This window comes from Cupriavidus necator A5-1 (assembly GCF_000744095.1).
GTDB classification, from domain to species: Bacteria; Pseudomonadota; Gammaproteobacteria; order Burkholderiales; family Burkholderiaceae; genus Cupriavidus; species Cupriavidus necator_A.
On record NZ_JQLI01000008.1, the window covers coordinates 1,815,109 to 1,832,362 of the forward strand.

Annotated in this window: 15 protein-coding genes; 11 read left to right on the plus strand and 4 right to left on the minus strand. The window is 66.3% G+C overall.

What is annotated here, in order from left to right; all coding sequences use genetic code 11:
* Window positions 1-39: 39 nt before the first annotated feature.
* Window positions 40-999: a helix-turn-helix transcriptional regulator gene (locus K307_RS32580; RefSeq protein WP_042887667.1), complete on the minus strand. Its 960-nt coding sequence runs from the start codon at window positions 997-999 to the stop codon at window positions 40-42.
* A gap of 279 nt (window positions 1,000-1,278) precedes the next feature.
* On the opposite strand from K307_RS32580, the gene K307_RS32585 reads away from it, so the two are divergent.
* The 8 genes from K307_RS32585 to K307_RS32620 all read left to right on the plus strand — a co-directional run bounded on the left by K307_RS32585 (window position 1,279) and on the right by K307_RS32620 (window position 11,069).
* The gene (locus K307_RS32585; RefSeq protein WP_042885080.1) at window positions 1,279-2,934 is read left to right on the plus strand and encodes a benzoate-CoA ligase family protein; all 1,656 of its coding nucleotides are present in this window, start codon (window positions 1,279-1,281) and stop codon (window positions 2,932-2,934) included.
* A gap of 15 nt (window positions 2,935-2,949) precedes the next feature.
* Window positions 2,950-3,786, plus strand: a complete 837-nt coding sequence (locus K307_RS32590) for an alpha/beta fold hydrolase (protein ID WP_042885082.1) — start codon at window positions 2,950-2,952, stop codon at window positions 3,784-3,786.
* Window positions 3,787-3,920: 134 nt separating this feature from the next.
* Window positions 3,921-5,114 (plus strand): ABC transporter substrate-binding protein, encoded by a 1,194-nt coding sequence (locus tag K307_RS32595; RefSeq protein ID WP_042885083.1) that lies wholly within the window; start codon window positions 3,921-3,923, stop codon window positions 5,112-5,114.
* 276 nt (window positions 5,115-5,390) lie between these two features.
* On the plus strand, window positions 5,391-6,257 hold the full coding sequence (locus K307_RS32600) for a branched-chain amino acid ABC transporter permease (RefSeq protein ID WP_042885084.1): 867 nt from the start codon (window positions 5,391-5,393) through the stop codon (window positions 6,255-6,257).
* Window position 6,258: 1 nt separating this feature from the next.
* The gene (locus K307_RS32605; RefSeq protein ID WP_042885085.1) at window positions 6,259-7,353 is read left to right on the plus strand and encodes a branched-chain amino acid ABC transporter permease; all 1,095 of its coding nucleotides are present in this window, start codon (window positions 6,259-6,261) and stop codon (window positions 7,351-7,353) included.
* A complete protein-coding gene (locus K307_RS32610; RefSeq protein WP_022534483.1) occupies window positions 7,350-8,120 on the plus strand; it encodes an ABC transporter ATP-binding protein in 771 nt (256 codons plus the stop codon). Before K307_RS32605 ends, K307_RS32610 begins: the two co-directional genes overlap by 4 nt.
* An 8-nt stretch (window positions 8,121-8,128) precedes the next feature.
* The gene (locus K307_RS32615; RefSeq protein WP_230626205.1) at window positions 8,129-8,830 is read left to right on the plus strand and encodes an ABC transporter ATP-binding protein; all 702 of its coding nucleotides are present in this window, start codon (window positions 8,129-8,131) and stop codon (window positions 8,828-8,830) included.
* 337 nt (window positions 8,831-9,167) lie between these two features.
* Complete coding sequence (locus K307_RS32620) at window positions 9,168-11,069, plus strand: potassium transporter Kup (RefSeq protein WP_042885087.1); 1,902 nt, start codon at window positions 9,168-9,170, stop codon at window positions 11,067-11,069.
* Window positions 11,070-11,119: 50 nt separating this feature from the next.
* On the opposite strand, the gene K307_RS32625 is transcribed toward K307_RS32620, so the two are convergent.
* The 3 genes from K307_RS32625 to K307_RS32635 all read right to left on the minus strand — a co-directional run bounded on the left by K307_RS32625 (window position 11,120) and on the right by K307_RS32635 (window position 14,400).
* Complete coding sequence (locus K307_RS32625; protein WP_051975259.1) at window positions 11,120-12,661, minus strand: RNA-guided endonuclease InsQ/TnpB family protein; 1,542 nt, start codon at window positions 12,659-12,661, stop codon at window positions 11,120-11,122.
* Window positions 12,642-13,283: an IS607 family transposase gene (locus K307_RS32630; protein WP_042885088.1), complete on the minus strand. Its 642-nt coding sequence runs from the start codon at window positions 13,281-13,283 to the stop codon at window positions 12,642-12,644. The genes K307_RS32625 and K307_RS32630 overlap by 20 nt, the downstream gene beginning before the upstream one ends.
* A gap of 112 nt (window positions 13,284-13,395) precedes the next feature.
* Window positions 13,396-14,400 (minus strand): hypothetical protein, encoded by a 1,005-nt coding sequence (locus K307_RS32635; protein WP_051975260.1) that lies wholly within the window; start codon window positions 14,398-14,400, stop codon window positions 13,396-13,398.
* A 444-nt stretch (window positions 14,401-14,844) separates the two neighbouring features.
* Between K307_RS32635 and K307_RS32640 the strand changes: the two genes are divergently transcribed.
* From K307_RS32640 to K307_RS32650, 3 genes are all read left to right on the plus strand, one after another.
* Complete coding sequence (locus tag K307_RS32640) at window positions 14,845-15,288, plus strand: hypothetical protein (RefSeq protein WP_042885089.1); 444 nt, start codon at window positions 14,845-14,847, stop codon at window positions 15,286-15,288.
* A 210-nt stretch (window positions 15,289-15,498) separates the two neighbouring features.
* Window positions 15,499-15,888 carry a hypothetical protein gene (locus tag K307_RS32645; RefSeq protein WP_042885090.1) on the plus strand — a complete coding sequence of 130 codons (390 nt, stop codon included), beginning with the start codon at window positions 15,499-15,501 and terminating at the stop codon, window positions 15,886-15,888.
* A gap of 243 nt (window positions 15,889-16,131) precedes the next feature.
* Complete coding sequence (locus K307_RS32650) at window positions 16,132-17,211, plus strand: alpha/beta fold hydrolase (protein ID WP_042885092.1); 1,080 nt, start codon at window positions 16,132-16,134, stop codon at window positions 17,209-17,211.
* Window positions 17,212-17,254 lie beyond the last annotated feature (43 nt).

Sequence of the window (17,254 nt, forward strand, 5' to 3'; positions counted from 1 at the left end):
TGTCGGCGTTGCGCAGGTCCGTAGGGCGGAGGAAGGGGTTCAGGCGCCGGCGGCCTGCAGTTGTGCGCGCAGCTGTTGCAGCGAGGTGGCGGCGTCCTGGCCGCTGGTGTCGATCGAGATATCGGCGCGGGCATAGAGCGGCGTGCGCGCCTGCAGGATGCGGCGCAGGTCGTTCATGGCCTCGCGGTTGCCTTCCATCGGCCGCATATCGCCTTGGGCGACCACACGCGCCATATGCTCTTCCGGGGTGGTCCGCACCCAGATGGTGTAGCACTGCGCCAGCAGCAGGTTGAAGGTGGCGGGTTCCGAGACCAGGCTGCCGGGGGTGGCCAGCACCATGCGGTCGTGCTCGCGCAGCACGCGTTCCAGCGCGCGCATCTCGTAGCGGCGGTAGGCGGCCTGGCCGTACAGCGAGTGGATCTCGGACAGGCTCGCGCCGGCTTCCTGCTCGATCACGGTGTTCAGTTCGACGAAAGGCACGTCCTTGGCTGCCGCCAGCGCGCGGCCCAGCGTCGACTTGCCTGCGCCGCGCAGGCCGATCAGCGCGACGCGGCGGTGGCGCGCGTCGCCGGATTCTTCCGGAGCCAGCGCGTGGCGGCAGGCTTCGCGCACGCGGGCGAGGTCGCCCGCCGGCAACTGCGCCAGCCACTGCACCATCTGCGCGAACTCGGTGGCCTGCTGGCCGTTCAGTCCGTCCACTTCCGCCAGCACTACCGGCAGCGGCACGTCCAGTGCGCGCGCCACCTGCCGCAGCAGCAACACCGAGGCATTGCCGGTGCCGGTCTCCAGGTTGGCCAGGTAGCGCTCGGAAACCCCCGCGCCGCGCGCCAGGTCCTTGCGCGACATGCCGCGCGAGGCACGCAGCGAGCGGATGCGCTCGCCCAGCAGCGTCAGGTAGGGGTCGCGCTCGCCGTTGGCGGCCGGGGCGGACGTGTCCCGGGCGGGGCGGGCGTCGGCGTCGGCTTCGGTCTGGGGCAGCGGGTCGGGGTCGCGGCGCATGGTGGCAGTGTCGGGTTGGCCGGCCAGGTTGGTGGTCGGCAAAAAGCAAGGGCGCATTATACGAGCAGGCCGGGCGCTCCAAGTGGCGGGTCAGGCGGTCGCCTGTCACCGCGCCTGTCCTATAGTGCATCCCCTCGCTTGCATAATAGTTGATATGAAATAAAATGCATCGACAAGCGGATGCCGGCACGCAAAATGGCGGACACCGCAAGAACAGCGACTGGCCTGACGCCGCCGCAGCCGACCGGCCCGCGGCGCGCGACACCAAGGAGTGGAGACATGACGCCCCTCAATACTGCCGCCGGCGCGCCGTCGGCCGCATCGCCCGTGTCGTTGGCCGTTCCCCCTGCATCTGGCGCCGTCACGGCGCTGCCACCGCACTACAACGCCGCCGAAGACCTGCTGTCGCGCAATCTCCAGGCGGGGCGGGGCGGCAAGACCGCCTATATTGACGACACCACTTCGCTCACCTACGCCGAACTCGATGCCCGCGCCCGCCGCTTTGCCGGCGCGCTGCGCGACGCGGGCTTCCGCCAGGAAGAGCGGCTGCTGCTGTGCGCGCTCGATACCGTCGATTTCCCCACCGTGTTCCTCGGCTGCCTGCTGGCCGGCGTGGTACCGGTGGCGGTCAATACGCTGCTGACCGCGGACGATTACGCCTACATGCTTGGCCACAGCGGCGCGCGCGCGGTCGTGGTGTCCGAACCGCTGCTGCCGGTGATGAAGGCCGCGATCGACAAGAGCGGCCTGTCGCCGATGGTGATCCAGGCCGCCCCGCATGGCGAATCGCCGCCATCGTGCAGCATCGGCGCGATGCTGGCGCGCACGCGCTCGCCCGCGCAGGCGGTGCGCACCGGCCCGGACGACATGGCGTTCTGGCTCTATTCGTCCGGCTCCACCGGCAGGCCGAAGGGCACCGTGCATACCCACGGCAACCTGTTCCATACCGCCGACCTGTACGCGCGCCAGGTGCTCGGCATCCGCGAGGACGACGTGGTGTTCTCGGCCGCCAAGCTGTTCTTTGCCTACGGCCTGGGCAATGCGCTGACCTTCCCGATGTCGGTCGGCGCCACTACCGTGCTGATGGCCGAGCGGCCCACGCCGGCGGCTGTGTTCAGGCGGCTGCGCGAACAGCGGCCCACGGTTTTCTGCGGCGTGCCGACGCTGTTCGCCGGCATGCTGGCCGCGCCCGAACTGCCGCCGCGCACGGACGTGGCGCTGCGCGTCTGCACTTCCGCCGGCGAAGCGCTGCCGCGCGATATCGGCGAACGTTTCCTGGCGCATTTCGGCTGCGACATCCTGGACGGCATCGGCTCGACCGAGATGCTGCATATCTTCCTGTCGAACCGGCCCGGTGAGGTGCGCTACGGCACCACCGGCAAGCCGGTGCCGGGCTATGAACTGAAGCTGCTCGACGAGCATGGTGAACCGTGCGCGCCGGGCGAGATCGGCGACCTCTATATCAAGGGCCCGAGCGCGGCGCTGATGTACTGGTGCAACCGCGACAAGACCCGCGACACCTTTGTCGGTGAATGGACCCGCAGCGGCGACAAGTACCTGCGCGATGCCGACGGCTACTACACCTACGCCGGCCGCAGTGACGACATGCTCAAGGTCGGCGGCATCTACGTATCGCCGTTCGAGGTCGAGGCCGCATTGGCCCAGCACCCGGCCGTGCTCGAGGCGGCGGTAATCGGCGTCACCGATGCCGACCAGCTGGTCAAGCCCAAGGCCTTCGTGGTGCTGCGCCCCGGCCAGCGATGGCACGACGGCATGGCGGCCGAGCTGCAGGCCTTTATCAAGTCGCGCTTGGCGCCGTACAAGTACCCGCGCCAGATCGAATGCGTGCCCGAGCTGCCCAAGACCGCGACCGGCAAGATCCAGCGCTTCCGGCTGCGCCAGCGTGAAGACGCCGCGCGGCAGCCCCTGCAGTGACCGCCTCCTGAACCAATGCAACAGAACAAAGTGCCCACGCAAAGCAGTCTGGTGGAAATCCCTTTTGACAACCGCCGTATCCGGATCGAATACCAGTGGCTGCGGCCCGAACGCACGGAGCGCCCGCTGGTGGTGTTCCTGCATGAAGGCCTCGGCTCGGTCAGCATGTGGCGCGATTTCCCGCGTGATTTCTGCGAGGCCGGCGATTACCGCGGCCTGGTGTTCTCACGCTACGGCTACGGCCGTTCCACGCCACGCCCGCACGACGAGAAGTGGCGCACCGATTTCATGCACCGACAGGCGCGTGAGGCGTTGCCCGCGCTGTTCGATGCGCTCGATATCGGCCCGGGCCGCGTGCATGGCATGCCCTGGCTGCTGGGCCATAGCGACGGGGGCTCGATCGCGCTGATCTACGCCGCGAGCTTCCCGCAGGCGGTCGACGGCATCACCGTACTGGCACCGCATATCGTGGTGGAAGACCTGTCGGTCAGCAGCATCGCGGCCACACGCCAGACCTACCTCGATACCGACCTGCGCCAGCGCCTGGCGCGCCATCACGACGATGTGGAATCCGCCTTCTGGGGCTGGAACGATATCTGGCTCGACCACGACTTCCGCCGCTGGGACCTGCGCCCGCTCCTGTCCGGTTTGCAGTGCCCGGTGCTGGCCGTGCAGGGCGAGGAAGACGAGTACGGCACCATGGAACAAATCGAGGGTATCCATCGATATGCCCCACAAACCACGTTGCTTAAACTCGCGCGATGCGGCCATTCGCCACACCGCGACCAGCCTGAACCGTTGACGCAGGCCGCGGTTCGGCATATAAACGCATATACTTCATACTTAAAATAATTGGGCTTCCCGCCCGTTGCGCAGGGTCCCCGGCTTGCATGGCACCGATTTGCATGCGCCGGCGCGGGTCACGGCAAGGGCAGGGGGACCGGCAACGGTCCAGCGAGCCGCCGGCTTGACCACCAGGAGACATCATGCGTCGCTTCACCTCGCGCAGGCTCGCGCCTGCCTGCCTTGCCGTCGCCACCGTGTTTGCCATGGCCGCCGCGCAAGCGCAGACCGCCCCAGCCGCGCCAGGCGGCAAGATCAAGGTCGGCTTCATGCTGCCGTACACCGGCACCTACGCGGCGCTGGGCACGGCCATCGAGAACGGCTTCCGCATGTACGTGACGCAGCAGGGCGGCAAGCTCGGCGGGCGCGACGTCGAGTACTTCAAGGTCGACGATGAATCCGACCCCGCCAAGGCCCCGGAAAACGCCACCAAGCTGGTCAAGCGCGACCAGGTCGACGTGGTGGTCGGCACGGTGCACTCGGGCGTGCAGATGGGCATCGTCAAGGTGGCCAAGGAAAACAACACGCTGCTGATCATTCCCAATGCCGGCGTGGATGAAGCCACCGGTCCGCTGTGCGGCCCGAACATCTTCCGCACCTCGTTCTCCAACTGGCAGCCGGGCTATGCGATGGGCCAGGTGCTGGGCGAGCGCGGCCTGAAGAAGGTGGTCACGCTGACCTGGAAGTACGCTGCCGGCGAGCAGTCGGTGAAGGGCTTCAAGGAAGCGTTCGAGGCCAAGGGCGGCAAGGTGGTGAAGGAACTGAGCCTGCCGTTCCCCAACGTCGAGTTCCAGGCGCTGATTACCGAGGTGGCGTCGCTCAAGCCCGATGCCGTGTTCGTGTTCTTTGCCGGTGGCGGTGCGGTCAAGTTCGTCAAGGACTGGGCCGCGGCCGGGCTCAAGGACAAGATCCCGCTGTATGGCTCGGGCTTCCTCACAGACGGCACGCTGGAAGCGCAGGGCACCGCCGCGCAGGGGCTGGAAACCACGCTTCACTATGCCGACGGGCTGACCAACCCGCGCGACAAGAACTTCCGCCTGGACTACGCCAAGGCCTACAAGCTGCAGCCCGATGTGTATGCGGTGCAGGGGTATGACGCGGCGCAGCTGCTGGCTGCTGGTGCCACTGCGGTCAAGGGCGATATGACGCGCAAGGCTGACTTGTACAAGGCGATGGGCGCGGCAAGGATCGACAGCCCGCGCGGGGCCTTTACGCTGTCCAAGGCGCATAACCCGGTGCAGGATTTCTACCTACGCAAGGTGGACGGGCGTGAGAACAAGGTGAGTTCGGTGGCGGTGAAGGCTCTGGCGGATCCGGCGCGTGGGTGCAGGTTGTAAGTTGTGGGCGCCTCCGATGCCGCACGCGTACGACGACGCTTGCAGCCCCTCTCCCGCTTGCGGGAGGGGTGGGGGTGAGGGCGGGCGCTTTCCGGAGCCACGGTGCTGGACAAAACCGTTGGCTTCGCTTGATGTGGCTCCTAGCTAGACCACTCCTCACCCCAACCCTCTCCCCATGAGGGGAGAGGGAGAACACCTTGCTCAGGCTAGCTCGGAAGCTGCTGGAGCACCCAAAACCGTCGGCTCCGTCCGTAACCTGCTGAACTTCCGCGCCGCATGGACATCGTCTCCTTCCTAATCCAATGCCTGAACAGCGTCCAGTACGGCCTGCTGCTGTTCCTGGTCGCCAGCGGCCTGACGCTGATCTTCGGCATCATGGGCGTGATCAACCTCGCGCACGGCAGCTTCTACATGCTCGGCGCGTACCTGGCCTTCACGCTCGCCGGGCTGACCGGCAACCTGTTTATCGCCATCCCGCTCGGCATCGTGCTGGCGGTGGCGTTCGGCTACGTGCTGGAGTGGGCCTTCTTCAGCTACCTGTACGAGCGCGACCACCTGCAGCAGGTCCTGATGACCTATGGCCTGATCCTTGTGTTCGAGGAGCTGCGCAGCATCCTGGTCGGCGACGATGTGCACGGCGTGCAGGTGCCGGCGTTGCTCGACGGCGCCCTGCCGATCGGCAACGACATGACCTACCCGGTGTACCGGCTCTTTATCTCCGCCGTGTGCCTGCTGGTAGCCGTGGCGATGTACTACGTGATCCGCCGCACCCGGCTGGGCATGATGATCCGCGCCGGTGCCACCAACCGCGAGATGGTGCAGTCGCTGGGCATCAACATCACGGTGCTGTACCGCTTCGTGTTCGCGCTGGGCGTGGCGCTGGCGGTGCTGGCGGGCATGATCGCGGCGCCGGTGTCGTCGGTCTATCCGGGCATGGGCTCGCAGGTGCTGATCGTGTGCTTCGTGGTGGTGGTGATTGGCGGTATCGGCTCGGTCAAGGGCGCGCTGGTGGCGTCGCTGCTGCTGGGTTTTGTCGATACCTTCGGCAAGGTGTTCTGGCAGGAGGCGGCCGGCGTGCTGATCTACCTGCTGATGGCGGTGATCCTGCTGTGGAAGCCACAGGGGCTGTTCAAGGCTGGGTGAAATGAATCCGACGACATTGCCGGCGCGCCGGCCCAAACAGCGTGCCACGCTCGCCACCGCGCTGGGCTGGCTGGCAGCCTTCGCCGTGCTCGCGGTGATGCCGCTGCTGCTCACTGCGGACAGCCACAAGTTCTATATCGAGCTGCTCAGCAAGGTGATGATCATGGCGATCTTCGCGCTGTCGCTGCAGTTGCTGATCGGCTATACCGGGCTGGTCAGCCTGGGACATGCAGCGTACTTCGCCATGGCCGCCTACGCCACCGCGATGCTGGCGCCGGAGTCCGGCCCCGGCAACGGCTGGGTGCTGCTGGCCGGCGCGCTGGCGGCATCGGCCGCGCTGGCGCTGGTGGTGGGCGCGTTGGTGCTGCGCACCCGCGGCGTGTATTTCATCATGGTGACGCTGGCCTTCGCGCAGATGGTGTACTTCGTCTTCCATGACACCAAGGTCGCCGGCGGCAGCGACGGCACCTATATCTACTTCCGGCCGGAATTCCCGGTGCCGGGCGAGCGCCTGCTGACGGTCAACGATCCCACCCATTTCTACTGGCTGGTGTGGCTGGGGCTGCTGGCGACGGTGGCGGTGCTGGCGCTGGTGCTGCGCTCGCGCTTCGGGCACGCTCTGGTCGGCATCCGCCACAACGAGCAGCGCATGCGTGCGGCCGGCTACGCCACCTACCGCTACCAGCTCGGCGCCTTTGTCGCGGGCGGGCTGCTGGCCGGGCTGGCGGGCTTCCTGTATGCGATCCAGTTCGGCTTCGTCAATCCGGAGATCGCGTCGTGGCACCAGTCCGGCAACGCCATGTTGATGGTGATCCTGGGCGGCGTGGGCAGCCTGGCCGGGGCGGTGCTGGGCGCGTTCTCGTTCGTGCTGCTGGCCGAGTGGTTCAGCACGCTGACCAAGCACTGGCAACTGCTGATGGGCGGCTTCATCATCGTCGCGGTGGCATTGCTGCCGCGCGGGCTGGTCAGCCTGCCGGCGGTGCTGCGTCACGGCCGCCGCGGGCGGCGCAATGGCGATCAGGGGACCGAGCCCGATGAGGCGGCAGGCAAGGGCGGTGCCGACGGCCATCGCCGCAGCAACACGGAGGCCGCATGACTACACCGGGCATCCCGATCCTGCAGGCGCAGCAGTTGACGCGGCGCTTCGGCGGCCTGACCGCCGTGGCGAACGTCGACCTGTCGCTGGCGCTGCACGAAATCCACGCCGTGATCGGCACCAATGGCGCGGGCAAGTCCACGCTAATCAACATGCTGTCCGGCGAGCTGCCGCCGTCGTCCGGCCGCCTGCACCTGAAGGGCGAGGACGTGACCGGCTGGTCGCAGCCGCGGCTGGCGCGGCATGGGGTGGGGCGCAGCTACCAGCGCAACAATATCTTCCTGCCGCTGACCGTGCGCGAGAACTGCCGGCTGGCTGCGCAGTCGCGCGCGCAGCGGGCCTGGCGGCTGTGGGAAAGCGCGCAGGGCTGCCGCACCAGCGCCGCGCTGGCCGACGAGGCCATGGAGCGCGCCGGCCTGGCGCCGCTGGCCGACCGTATCGCCAGCGACCTGGCGCACGGCCAGAAGCGCCAGTTGGAGGTGGCGATGTGCCTCGCCACACAGCCGGTCGCGCTGCTGCTCGATGAGCCGCTGGCCGGCATGGGCGCAGAAGAGTCGGCACGGATGCTGGCGCTGCTGCGCGGCCTGCGCGAGGGGCACGCCATCCTTCTGGTCGAACACGATATGGACGCGGTGTTCTCGGTCGCCGACCGCATCACCGTGATGGTCAACGGCGCAGTGATCGCCACCGGAAGCCCGGAGGCGATCCGGGCCAACCGCGAAGTGCAGCTTGCCTACCTGGGTGAAGAAGACGAGGCCGCCGCATGAGTACTCCCATGATCGAAGCTACAGGCATCCACGCCTGGTACGGCTCCAGCCATGTGCTGCGCGGCATCGACTTCACCGTCGGCGTGGGCGAGACGGTGGGGCTGCTGGGCCGCAACGGCATGGGCAAGAGCACGCTGTTGCGCACGCTGCTGGGCCACGTGCGCCAGCGCCAGGGCCAGATTGCCGTGGCCGGCCGCGACGTCTCGCGCGCCCAGCCGTACGAGGTGGCGCGCCTGGGCGTGGCCTACGTGCCGGAAGGCCGCGGCATCTTCCCGAGCCTGTCGGTGCGCGAAAACCTGCTGATGGCCGCACGCAAGGGCTGCAACGGCCGCAACGACTGGGACGAGGCGCGCGTGCTGGACCTGTTCCCGCGCCTGAAGGAGCGGCTGACCCATGGCGGCCAGCAACTCTCGGGCGGCGAGCAGCAGATGCTCTCCATCGGCCGGGCGCTGATGACCAACCCGGACTGCCTGGTGCTGGACGAAGCCACCGAAGGGCTGGCCCCGCGCATCGTGCGCGAGATCTGGGAAGTCATCGCCACCGTGCGCGGCACCGGCATCGCCACGGTGGTGGTCGACCGCAACTTCCGCTCAGTGCTGGCGCATGCCGACCGTGCGGTAGTGCTGGAGAAGGGTCGCGTGGTGCTGGCCGGCCCGGCGGCGGACCTTGCCGGCAAGCCCGAGGCGCTGGACCGATATCTGGGCGTCTGACTAACAAAAGCGCCTGAGGGGGCGCTTTTGTTGCGATGCCGCAACGCCACTTGCGGACGTAAGCACACGCAGTTTCGCGCTGCAAGGGCTTGACCATCCGCCGCTTCCCTCCCATCCTTGCGGGGTCACGAAAGCGGCATCCCATTCTTCCGCAGTGGTCGATAGCGGCCAGTTCCTCTAGAATTGCGCCCGTTTGTGCAATGCAATAGAACCGCCAAAGAGAACCGGAAAACGGACGCGGCGGCCCGCTCCTGGCCCCTATCTTCACGCGACGGGGCCACGGGCCGCGCCAGAGCCAACAAAACTGCCGGCGAGCCGGTCGAGCAGACCCAACTTCATGAGCCAAGCCACCACCACCAGCCATTATTTCGTCGAAAGCCCCAGTACCCGCGCCCTGGTGCTCGGAGCGGTCGGCGTCGTCTTCGGCGATATCGGCACCAGCCCGCTGTATGCCCTGAAGGAGTGTTTCAGCAAGGAACACGGCATAGCGTTCAGCCCCGACGCCGTGCTGGGCGTCATCTCGATGCTGTTCTGGGCCATGACCATCGTGGTCTCGATCAAGTACGTGGTGTTCGTGATGCGGGCCGACAACGACGGCGAAGGCGGCGTGCTGGCGCTGATGGCGCTGGTGTTGCGCACCGTGGCGCCACGCTCGGGCAAGGCCAAGGTGCTGATGATGCTCGGCATCTTCGGCGCCTGCATGTTCTATGGCGATGCCGTGATCACGCCGGCTATCTCCGTGCTGTCCGCAGTGGAGGGGCTGGAGATCGCCGCGCCGCAGCTTTCGCAATTCGTGATACCGATCACGCTGGTGATCCTGGCCGGGCTGTTCCTGATTCAGCGCCACGGCACCGCCGCGGTGGGCAAGCTGTTCGGGCCGATCATGACGGCGTGGTTTCTGGCGCTGGGGGCGCTGGGCATCTTCAACCTGGTCCAGGCGCCCGAGATCCTGAAGGCGGTCAATCCTTACTACGGGATCCACTTCCTCCTTGAGCATGCACTGCAGGCCTTTATCGTGCTGGGCTCGGTGTTCCTGGTGCTGACCGGGGCCGAGGCGCTGTATGTCGATATGGGCCATTTCGGCGCGCGCCCGATCCGTATCGGCTGGTTCGTGCTGGTGATGCCGTGCCTGATGCTGAACTACTTCGGCCAGGGCGCGATGCTGCTGAACAACCCCGCCGGCGCCGAAAACCCGTTCTTCCTGATGGTGCCCGAGCTGCTGCAGCTGCCGATGGTGCTGCTGGCCACCTGCGCCACCGTGATCGCCTCGCAGGCGGTGATCTCCGGCGCGTTCTCGCTGACCAGCCAGGCGATCCAGCTCGGCTTTGTGCCGCGCATGCGCGTGCGTTACACCTCGGCCGCCGAGATCGGCCAGATCTATCTGCCGGTGGTCAACTGGCTGCTGCTGGTGCTGGTGTTCGGCGTGGTGATCTCGTTCAAGAAGTCGGAGAACCTGGCCGCGGCCTACGGTATTGCCGTGACGACCACCATGGTCATCACCACCTTCCTGGCGGCGGTGTGCATGCGCAATGTGTGGAAGTGGAACCCGGCGCTGGTGGCAGTGCTCAGCACCGCCTTCATCGTGGTGGACATGGCGTTCTTTTCGGCCAACCTGCTCAAGGTCGCCGAAGGCGGCTGGTTCCCGCTGCTGTTGGGCGCCTCCGCGTTCTTCCTGCTGATGACCTGGTACAGCGGCCGCAAGCTGCTGCGCGCGCGCAGCCTGGAAGATGGCATCCCGCTGGAGCCCTTTATCGCCGGCCTGCTGGCGCACCCGCCGCATCGCGTCGAGGGCACCGCGGTGTTCCTGACCGGCAATACCGATTCCGTGCCGGTGTCGCTGCTGCATAACCTGAAGCACAACCGCGTGCTGCACGAGCGCGTGGTGTTCCTGAACTTCATCACGCGCGACGTGCCGTACGTGGACGACGACCATCGCCTGAGCTGCAAGGACCTGGGCGGCGGCGTCTATATCCTGAAGTCAGAGTACGGTTTCAAGGAAACGCCGGATGTGCAGAAGGTGCTGGACCTGGCCGACCGCAAGCTCAACATGCACTTCGAGCTGATGGAAACGTCGTTCTTTATCGCGCGCGAATCGGTGATCCCGTCCAAGCTGCCGGGCATGTCGATGTGGCGCGAGAGCCTGTTTGCCTGGATGCATCAGAACGGCGCCAAGCCGTCGGATTTCTTCCAGATCCCGGCCAACCGGGTCGTGGAACTGGGCACCAAGGTCGAGATCTGAGCGCGCGGGCCGGGCGCCCGCAGCCATCGACACAGACCGCTCTTCCAAATCTAAGCAAGCGTACGCATCGCTGATGGCGACGTCTTTGCAGATTTGGACGCGCGGTCACCAACCCGAGCGCGCGGTAACGCGCGCATTCGCTGCCGGTACTCCGGCAGGCGCATTGAATTCACATTGGCGCCCCCTCTCGGGACTCCCGTCCATCCTTGCGGATGGAATCGCCAATCACACCGCCCGATAATCTGAACGGGGCCCGAGCAGGGCAGATGGGAGCAGTCCACAGCGCCGCCGACTTGCGTCAGCAGCCGCCGCAGACCGTTTTGACAGGCATTCTCGTCGCGCAGGTGGCAGGTGCCGCAGCCCGGGCAATCCCACTCCCGAATTGCGGGCGCTATCCCGCCCTCGACAACGTGACCACACGCATGGCACGTTCGCGTGGTGCCGGTTTCATCCAGCACCAGCGCATGCTTTCTGGAGCGCGTCGCGACCCACGAGACAATGTCCTTGAATGCACCGTGCATCGTTCTGTTTCTTACCGCGCGGTTGTATTTGCGGCCCTTGCCGTGGTTGGTGTTCTCCGGCACGTAGTTGCCGATCCCAATCACGTCGTAGTGCCTGCAGAGCTGGTTCGCCAGCGAATACATGAAGTGCTTTTTCTGTTCTCGCACTTTGGTTTGCATTCGCTCCACAGCGTCGTCCAAACGCTTCCAGCGGCGACTGGGACGCCAATGCGTCGACACTGTGCCATCGCCGTGGACGGTATCTACCCACAGCGACTTTGCTATGCAGCGGTCACGCAGACTCGTTAGCCGATCGAGAATGTGCTCCGACTCCTTCAACTTCTCAAGATTGGACAATTCGAAGGCGCGCCCCTCAGTATCCAGAGCGTAGCCAAAGTTCTTCAGGTTCGGATCGATGTAGACCACGCGCGTGCCGCGTTGCCTGGCCTTCTTCTGCCCCTTGAACGTGAACACAGCGAAATAGCGGTCGCGGCCCTCGCGGACGATCCGGCAAGTGCGAGCGCTCGCGATCTCCTTGGGTGTCTTCTCCATCTTCAGGCGCAGCGACAGCCGCTGTCCTTGCGCGTTCGCGCCGAACGATAGGATGAGCCAACCGAACTGGGAAACATTCCAGCCTTTGCCTGGCTCGTCGTATTCCAGGCTCATCCAGTGCTTGGCCCATGCCTTGTACTTGACCCAGCCCACGTCTGGGCCGCAGCGCTGTCCATTCTTCGACTTTCGATGCGAGGCAATGGCCTTGGCCATGCGCAGCGCGACATTCTTCAGCGGTGAAGAAAACACGCAGCGCAAGAACGGATGACGCTCCTTGAGCGGCGGCACGAGGTTGCGAAGCCCGATCTCGGAATAGACCTCCGACAGGAGCTTCTTGGTTCGCGCCTCATCAAGATAGCCATAGCCGCCGACGATGGACAACTCCGCCATGCGCGTCTCGACTTCGTCCTTGAGTCGATTCCATAGCCAGTTGCAGATTTTGGATTGCCCGTCGAGCTTGCCCGCAGCATCAGCGTCCACCACCAGACGGACCTTCCTCGCGAACTGGATAGTGCTGGGATCAGCCCTCTTGAATGGCATCTGCAGCCTCTTTCAGGGCTTTCATGGCGTGACGATTCTTGTGGGAACGGCTGCCATAGAGGTGCGCCGAAAAGACGGTAATGATCTCAAGCACGTCGCAGGCAAGATCCTCCTCATACGTCGAATCGCCTTTGGCATTGATGATGACGACTTCCGTTCCGAATTGCTCGCACAGAGCAAAAACGAGCTCTGCACCAAATCGCAAGAGCCGGTCCTTGTGTGTGATGACAAGCCGATCAACGCCTCCGGCACAGATACGTTTGAGCAGTTGCTTGAGGCCCTTCTTCTCATAGTTCATGCCGGAGCCGAGATCCCGGATGAGTTCGAAGGGCCATCCCTTCGCAGCGCAGAACGACTCCAGCACCTGGCACTGACGCTCCAGATCGGCCTTCTGGTCGTGGCTGGAAACGCGCGCATAGGCGAGCGTAGTACGCCCGCGCTCTGCTTCCTCGACCTTCTTGCCGGCCAACTCCATTAGAGCGGTCAAATTATAGCGACGATGACCACCCGGAGTCCGATCGGCGGAGATCTTCCCGTCGAGCTCCCATCGGCGAAGCGTGCCAGGGTGGATGCCCAGCATCGCGCACGCCTCCTTCATCGTAACTTTAGCAAGTATGCTCATGGGTGATAATAATTGCACACCTATAAGCAGTTTACAAGGGGCTGCTCACTTGCCCCCGGGTGTTCGCCGCCAGGCGACCCCCGGGGGGTTGTTTTGCGCCACGCTCCTGCGTTTATGCCGCCATGGCAGGCGAGTGGCCGCTGGCCGGCATCGCGTACATCAGCGGCGCCATCGCCGCCTGGATCCGCGCCATCTGCGTCTCGGTGACCATGTCGGTGAGCAGCTTGCCGAAGCGCGGCTCGAGCGCGCCGGTGACGATATAGGTCCAGCGGTACGCCTTCAGCACCGTCTCGGCGATCTGCGCGGCATGCTCGTGGCGGCCGGTCACCTGCACGAAGTAGGCCGCATCGGCGCTGGCCTGCGCCTGCACGATCTCGTCCATGGCGGTGACCAGCGCGGTCATGTCGTCGATCGCGGCATCGCGCTCGGCGGCGTCGATGCGCGCATCCTCGCGCAGCCATTCCAGCTCGTCCATGATGGCGTGCTGCGATTCCTCGCGCCAGTGGTACAGGAACACATCCTTGTACAGCTCGGACAGTCCGGGTGCCGTGCCGATGCTGGCGCGGTAGTGCGCCTGCGAGAACAGCTCGAGCTGGCAGGTCATCGCCAGCACGGCCCAGTTGCGCTTGCTCAGCACAAAGGCCGCGACTTCGTTTGGGACGGCGCCGAACTGGTAGCCGGCCGGCATGTCCGTGGCCGCCAGCTGCTCGATGCGGCGGAACAGTTCCTGGTGCTTGAGTTCTTCGTCGGTGAAGCGCACCAGCGCCTCCAGCGCGGTCTGGTCGCCGAACCAGTGGTCGCGGCTCAGTTCCAGTACCTTGGCGCTGACGAAGCGCTCCACCAGCCCGAACATATTGGCGTAGGTGCGGCCCTGCACCTGGCTAAGGAAGCGCTGCTCGTCGGCAGTCAGGAAGCGCAGCTCGTCTACCAGCGACAGGCCGTCGGGCAGGAACTTCTGGGTGAGGTTGAAGGTGCGGCCGCGGATCACGTCGCGGTCGATATCCCAGCGGATGCGGCGGGACGCGGCGATGCAGCGCGCATAGCGTTGCGTGTCGATCCGGAAGGTGGCAGTGGCTTGGGCGGTGCCTTGGGTGGCAGTTTGGGCAGCGGATTGCATGGAGACTCCTGTGCAGTGTTGTCCGTCCCTCGGGAGACGGTGCGCCAATCTTTGCAGTGCGCCCGCGCCCGCGCATGAGGCCGGTGTCCCGGAACGGCCGTTGCGGCTCGCTGTAGCCGCATGCACGCCGGGACAGCGGTCCCGGGCGCAGCGGTGCGGGGCCTGCCAGACTGGCGCAACGGCGCGCGGCGCGCGTGGCAGCGCTTCCCGGCCCGCAAGGCCGGCGCCCGGCAGGAGCTTTCCTGAACCGCCACACCGCCCCGCGCATGCCATGCGCCACCCGCGCATCCGGCATCGGGGCGCTTGTCCCGGGAAGTTTCCCGCCGCGCAGGCGGACCCGGGACACCGGCCTCATGCGCGCGTACCGTCCCGCGCCAGACAATGCAATCCTCACCTTGTCACTGGCCGCCTTCGCGGCGGTCCCTTCCAGAAGGAGCCCGTGCCATGCGCCCGTTGCAGCAGTGGTCTCGCCAGTCCAGCCGGTATGCCGACGATGTCCGTCGCATGCTGCCGCTGCGACGCGCGCTTCCACGGTGGCTGCGATGGGTGCTGCGTCACCGCATGGCACGCACCGGCGCGGCGATGCTGCTGCCGGCGCTCCTGCTGCTCTACGTCTTCTGTCATTCACATGCGAACTGGGAATCGTGCCTCGCCTCACTGCGTGAGCTGAATCACGATCACGGCGCGCCGGCGCGCGAGCTGGGACGCGCGTTGTCGCTGGCGCGCTCCCTGCGCGGACGCCAGGTACCGGATGCCGCTGCCTGGCACGCCGCGGTGCGGCTGGCCGCCGACGAAGTGTCGGCGTGCCTGGCGGCACTCCAGCGCAGTCCGGCGCGGCTGCTGCCGTCGCTGGCGCCGCTGTTCGCGATGCTCGGATGGCTGCACTGACGCAGAGCGCTCCTTTCCCCGCATCCGCACCCAACTGATCCAGGAGTCCGGCGCGACGCCGCTGCCACGATGGGATGGCAGCCGGCCCGCGCCAGGCAACGGCTTGCACGGCAGAGGCGATCCCGTGCGGCCCGTGCCGTTCCGTAGCTGATCGCCTGCACGAGGAGTGCCGTCGCGGCAATGCCGCCGACACCCCTGTTGGAGATAGCAATGCATAAGAATTTTGCCAAGACCCTGCTTGCCGCTGCCGCACTCGCCGCCGGGCTCAGCCAGACCGCCCACGCCGGTGCCTATGCTGATGCACTGATCGTTGGCGCGCCGGGACACAACGGCCAGCGCGACGCCTTTACCGATGGCGCGCGCAGTCCGGCCACCGAGGCCACCATGCTGCCCGTGGTCGCGCGTCAGGGCATGTCCGTGTGCGCGGTCCGTGGCTTTGATCCGTACCGGGACGGCATGCGCAAGCCTGATCCTTACACCGATGGCGCCCGCATGGGCCAGTTCGATCCGTTTACGGAGGGGACCCGCATCAACGCGCGCGATGGCTCCACCGACGGCGCGCGCAGCGATGCGCGCGACAGCGGGGAATGCCTGTCCTGAGCCGGGCAGGGCAACGGGGCGGTTTGTCCGGGCCGCTTCGTTGTCCAGGCGCCGGGGAATGTGCGCCATGACTCGCGCATGCCCCGATATGACGCAACCCTGCCGTCAGGCAACCGGCCCGGCGCCATGCCGCGCGGGCGCCAATCCGCAACGGCACAGTTGCACCGCAAATCCTTTGCTAAGCTAGGGAAGTCACGCGGCGCGCCTGCGCAGGCAGGCCGTCCCAGCACCGCGCGACCCGACATGCCGATGTTCAAGCAGCAAATCCGCCTGTGCACCAGCCGGGATGGCGTTCGCCTTGCTTATGCCATCACGGGCTGTGGCGCGCCGCTGGTCAAGGCGGCCAACTGGATGAGCCACCTCGAGTTCGATGTGGGCAGCCCGGTGTGGAGCCATATGATCACGGCGCTGTCGGCCAGGCATATGCTGATCCGCTATGACGAACGCGGCTGCGGGCTGTCCGACCGTGACATCGAAGACCTCTCCTTCGACGCCTGGCTGCGCGACCTGGAAACCATCGTCGACGCCACCGGGGTCGAGCATTTCCCGCTGCTGGGTATCTCGCAGGGCGCATCGATCGCGGTGGCCTATGCGGTCGCGCATCCGGAGCGCGTCAGCCACCTGGTGCTGCACGGCGGCTATGCGCGCGGGCGACTCAAGCGCGACAATCTCAGCCCGAGCCTGCGCGAGGAGGCCGAGCTGATGAACAAGCTCGCCGAACTCGGCTGGGGCCAGGAGAACCCCGCCTTCCGCCAGTTCTTCACCACGCAGTTCATCCCCGGCGGCACCGCCGAGCAGCATGCGTGGTTCAACGAGCTGGAACGGGTCTCGACTTCGCCGATGAATGCCTCGCGCTTTATGCGCGTGTTCAACGAGATCGACGTGGTGGCACTGTTGCCGAAGGTGTCGTGCCCGACGCTGGTGCTGCACGCGGTGCGCGACGCGCGCGTGCCCTTCGACGAAGGGCGCCTGATCGCCAGCGCGATCCCCGGTGCGCGCTTCGTGCCGCTGGAAAGCGGCAACCACCTGCTGCTCGAGACCGAGCCCGCGTGGCGCCGCTGGCTGGACGAGGTGCGCGCCTTCCTGCCGGCTGCCGAACCGGTGCGCGATCCCGCCTTTACCTCGCTGACGCGGCGCGAGCGCGATATCGTCGAACTGATCGCGCAGGGCCGCGACAACGCCCAGATCGCCGCCCATCTCGACCTGTGCGAGAAGACCGTGCGCAACCACATCACCAGCATCTTCGCCAAGCTGGAAGTGGAGAACCGCTCCCAGGCCATCGTGCTGGCGCGCAAGGCCGGTTTCGACCGCGCCGGCGCGTGAGTTCCTGGCTGGTCGCTGTGACGCGGCCGCCGCCTTCCGGCGT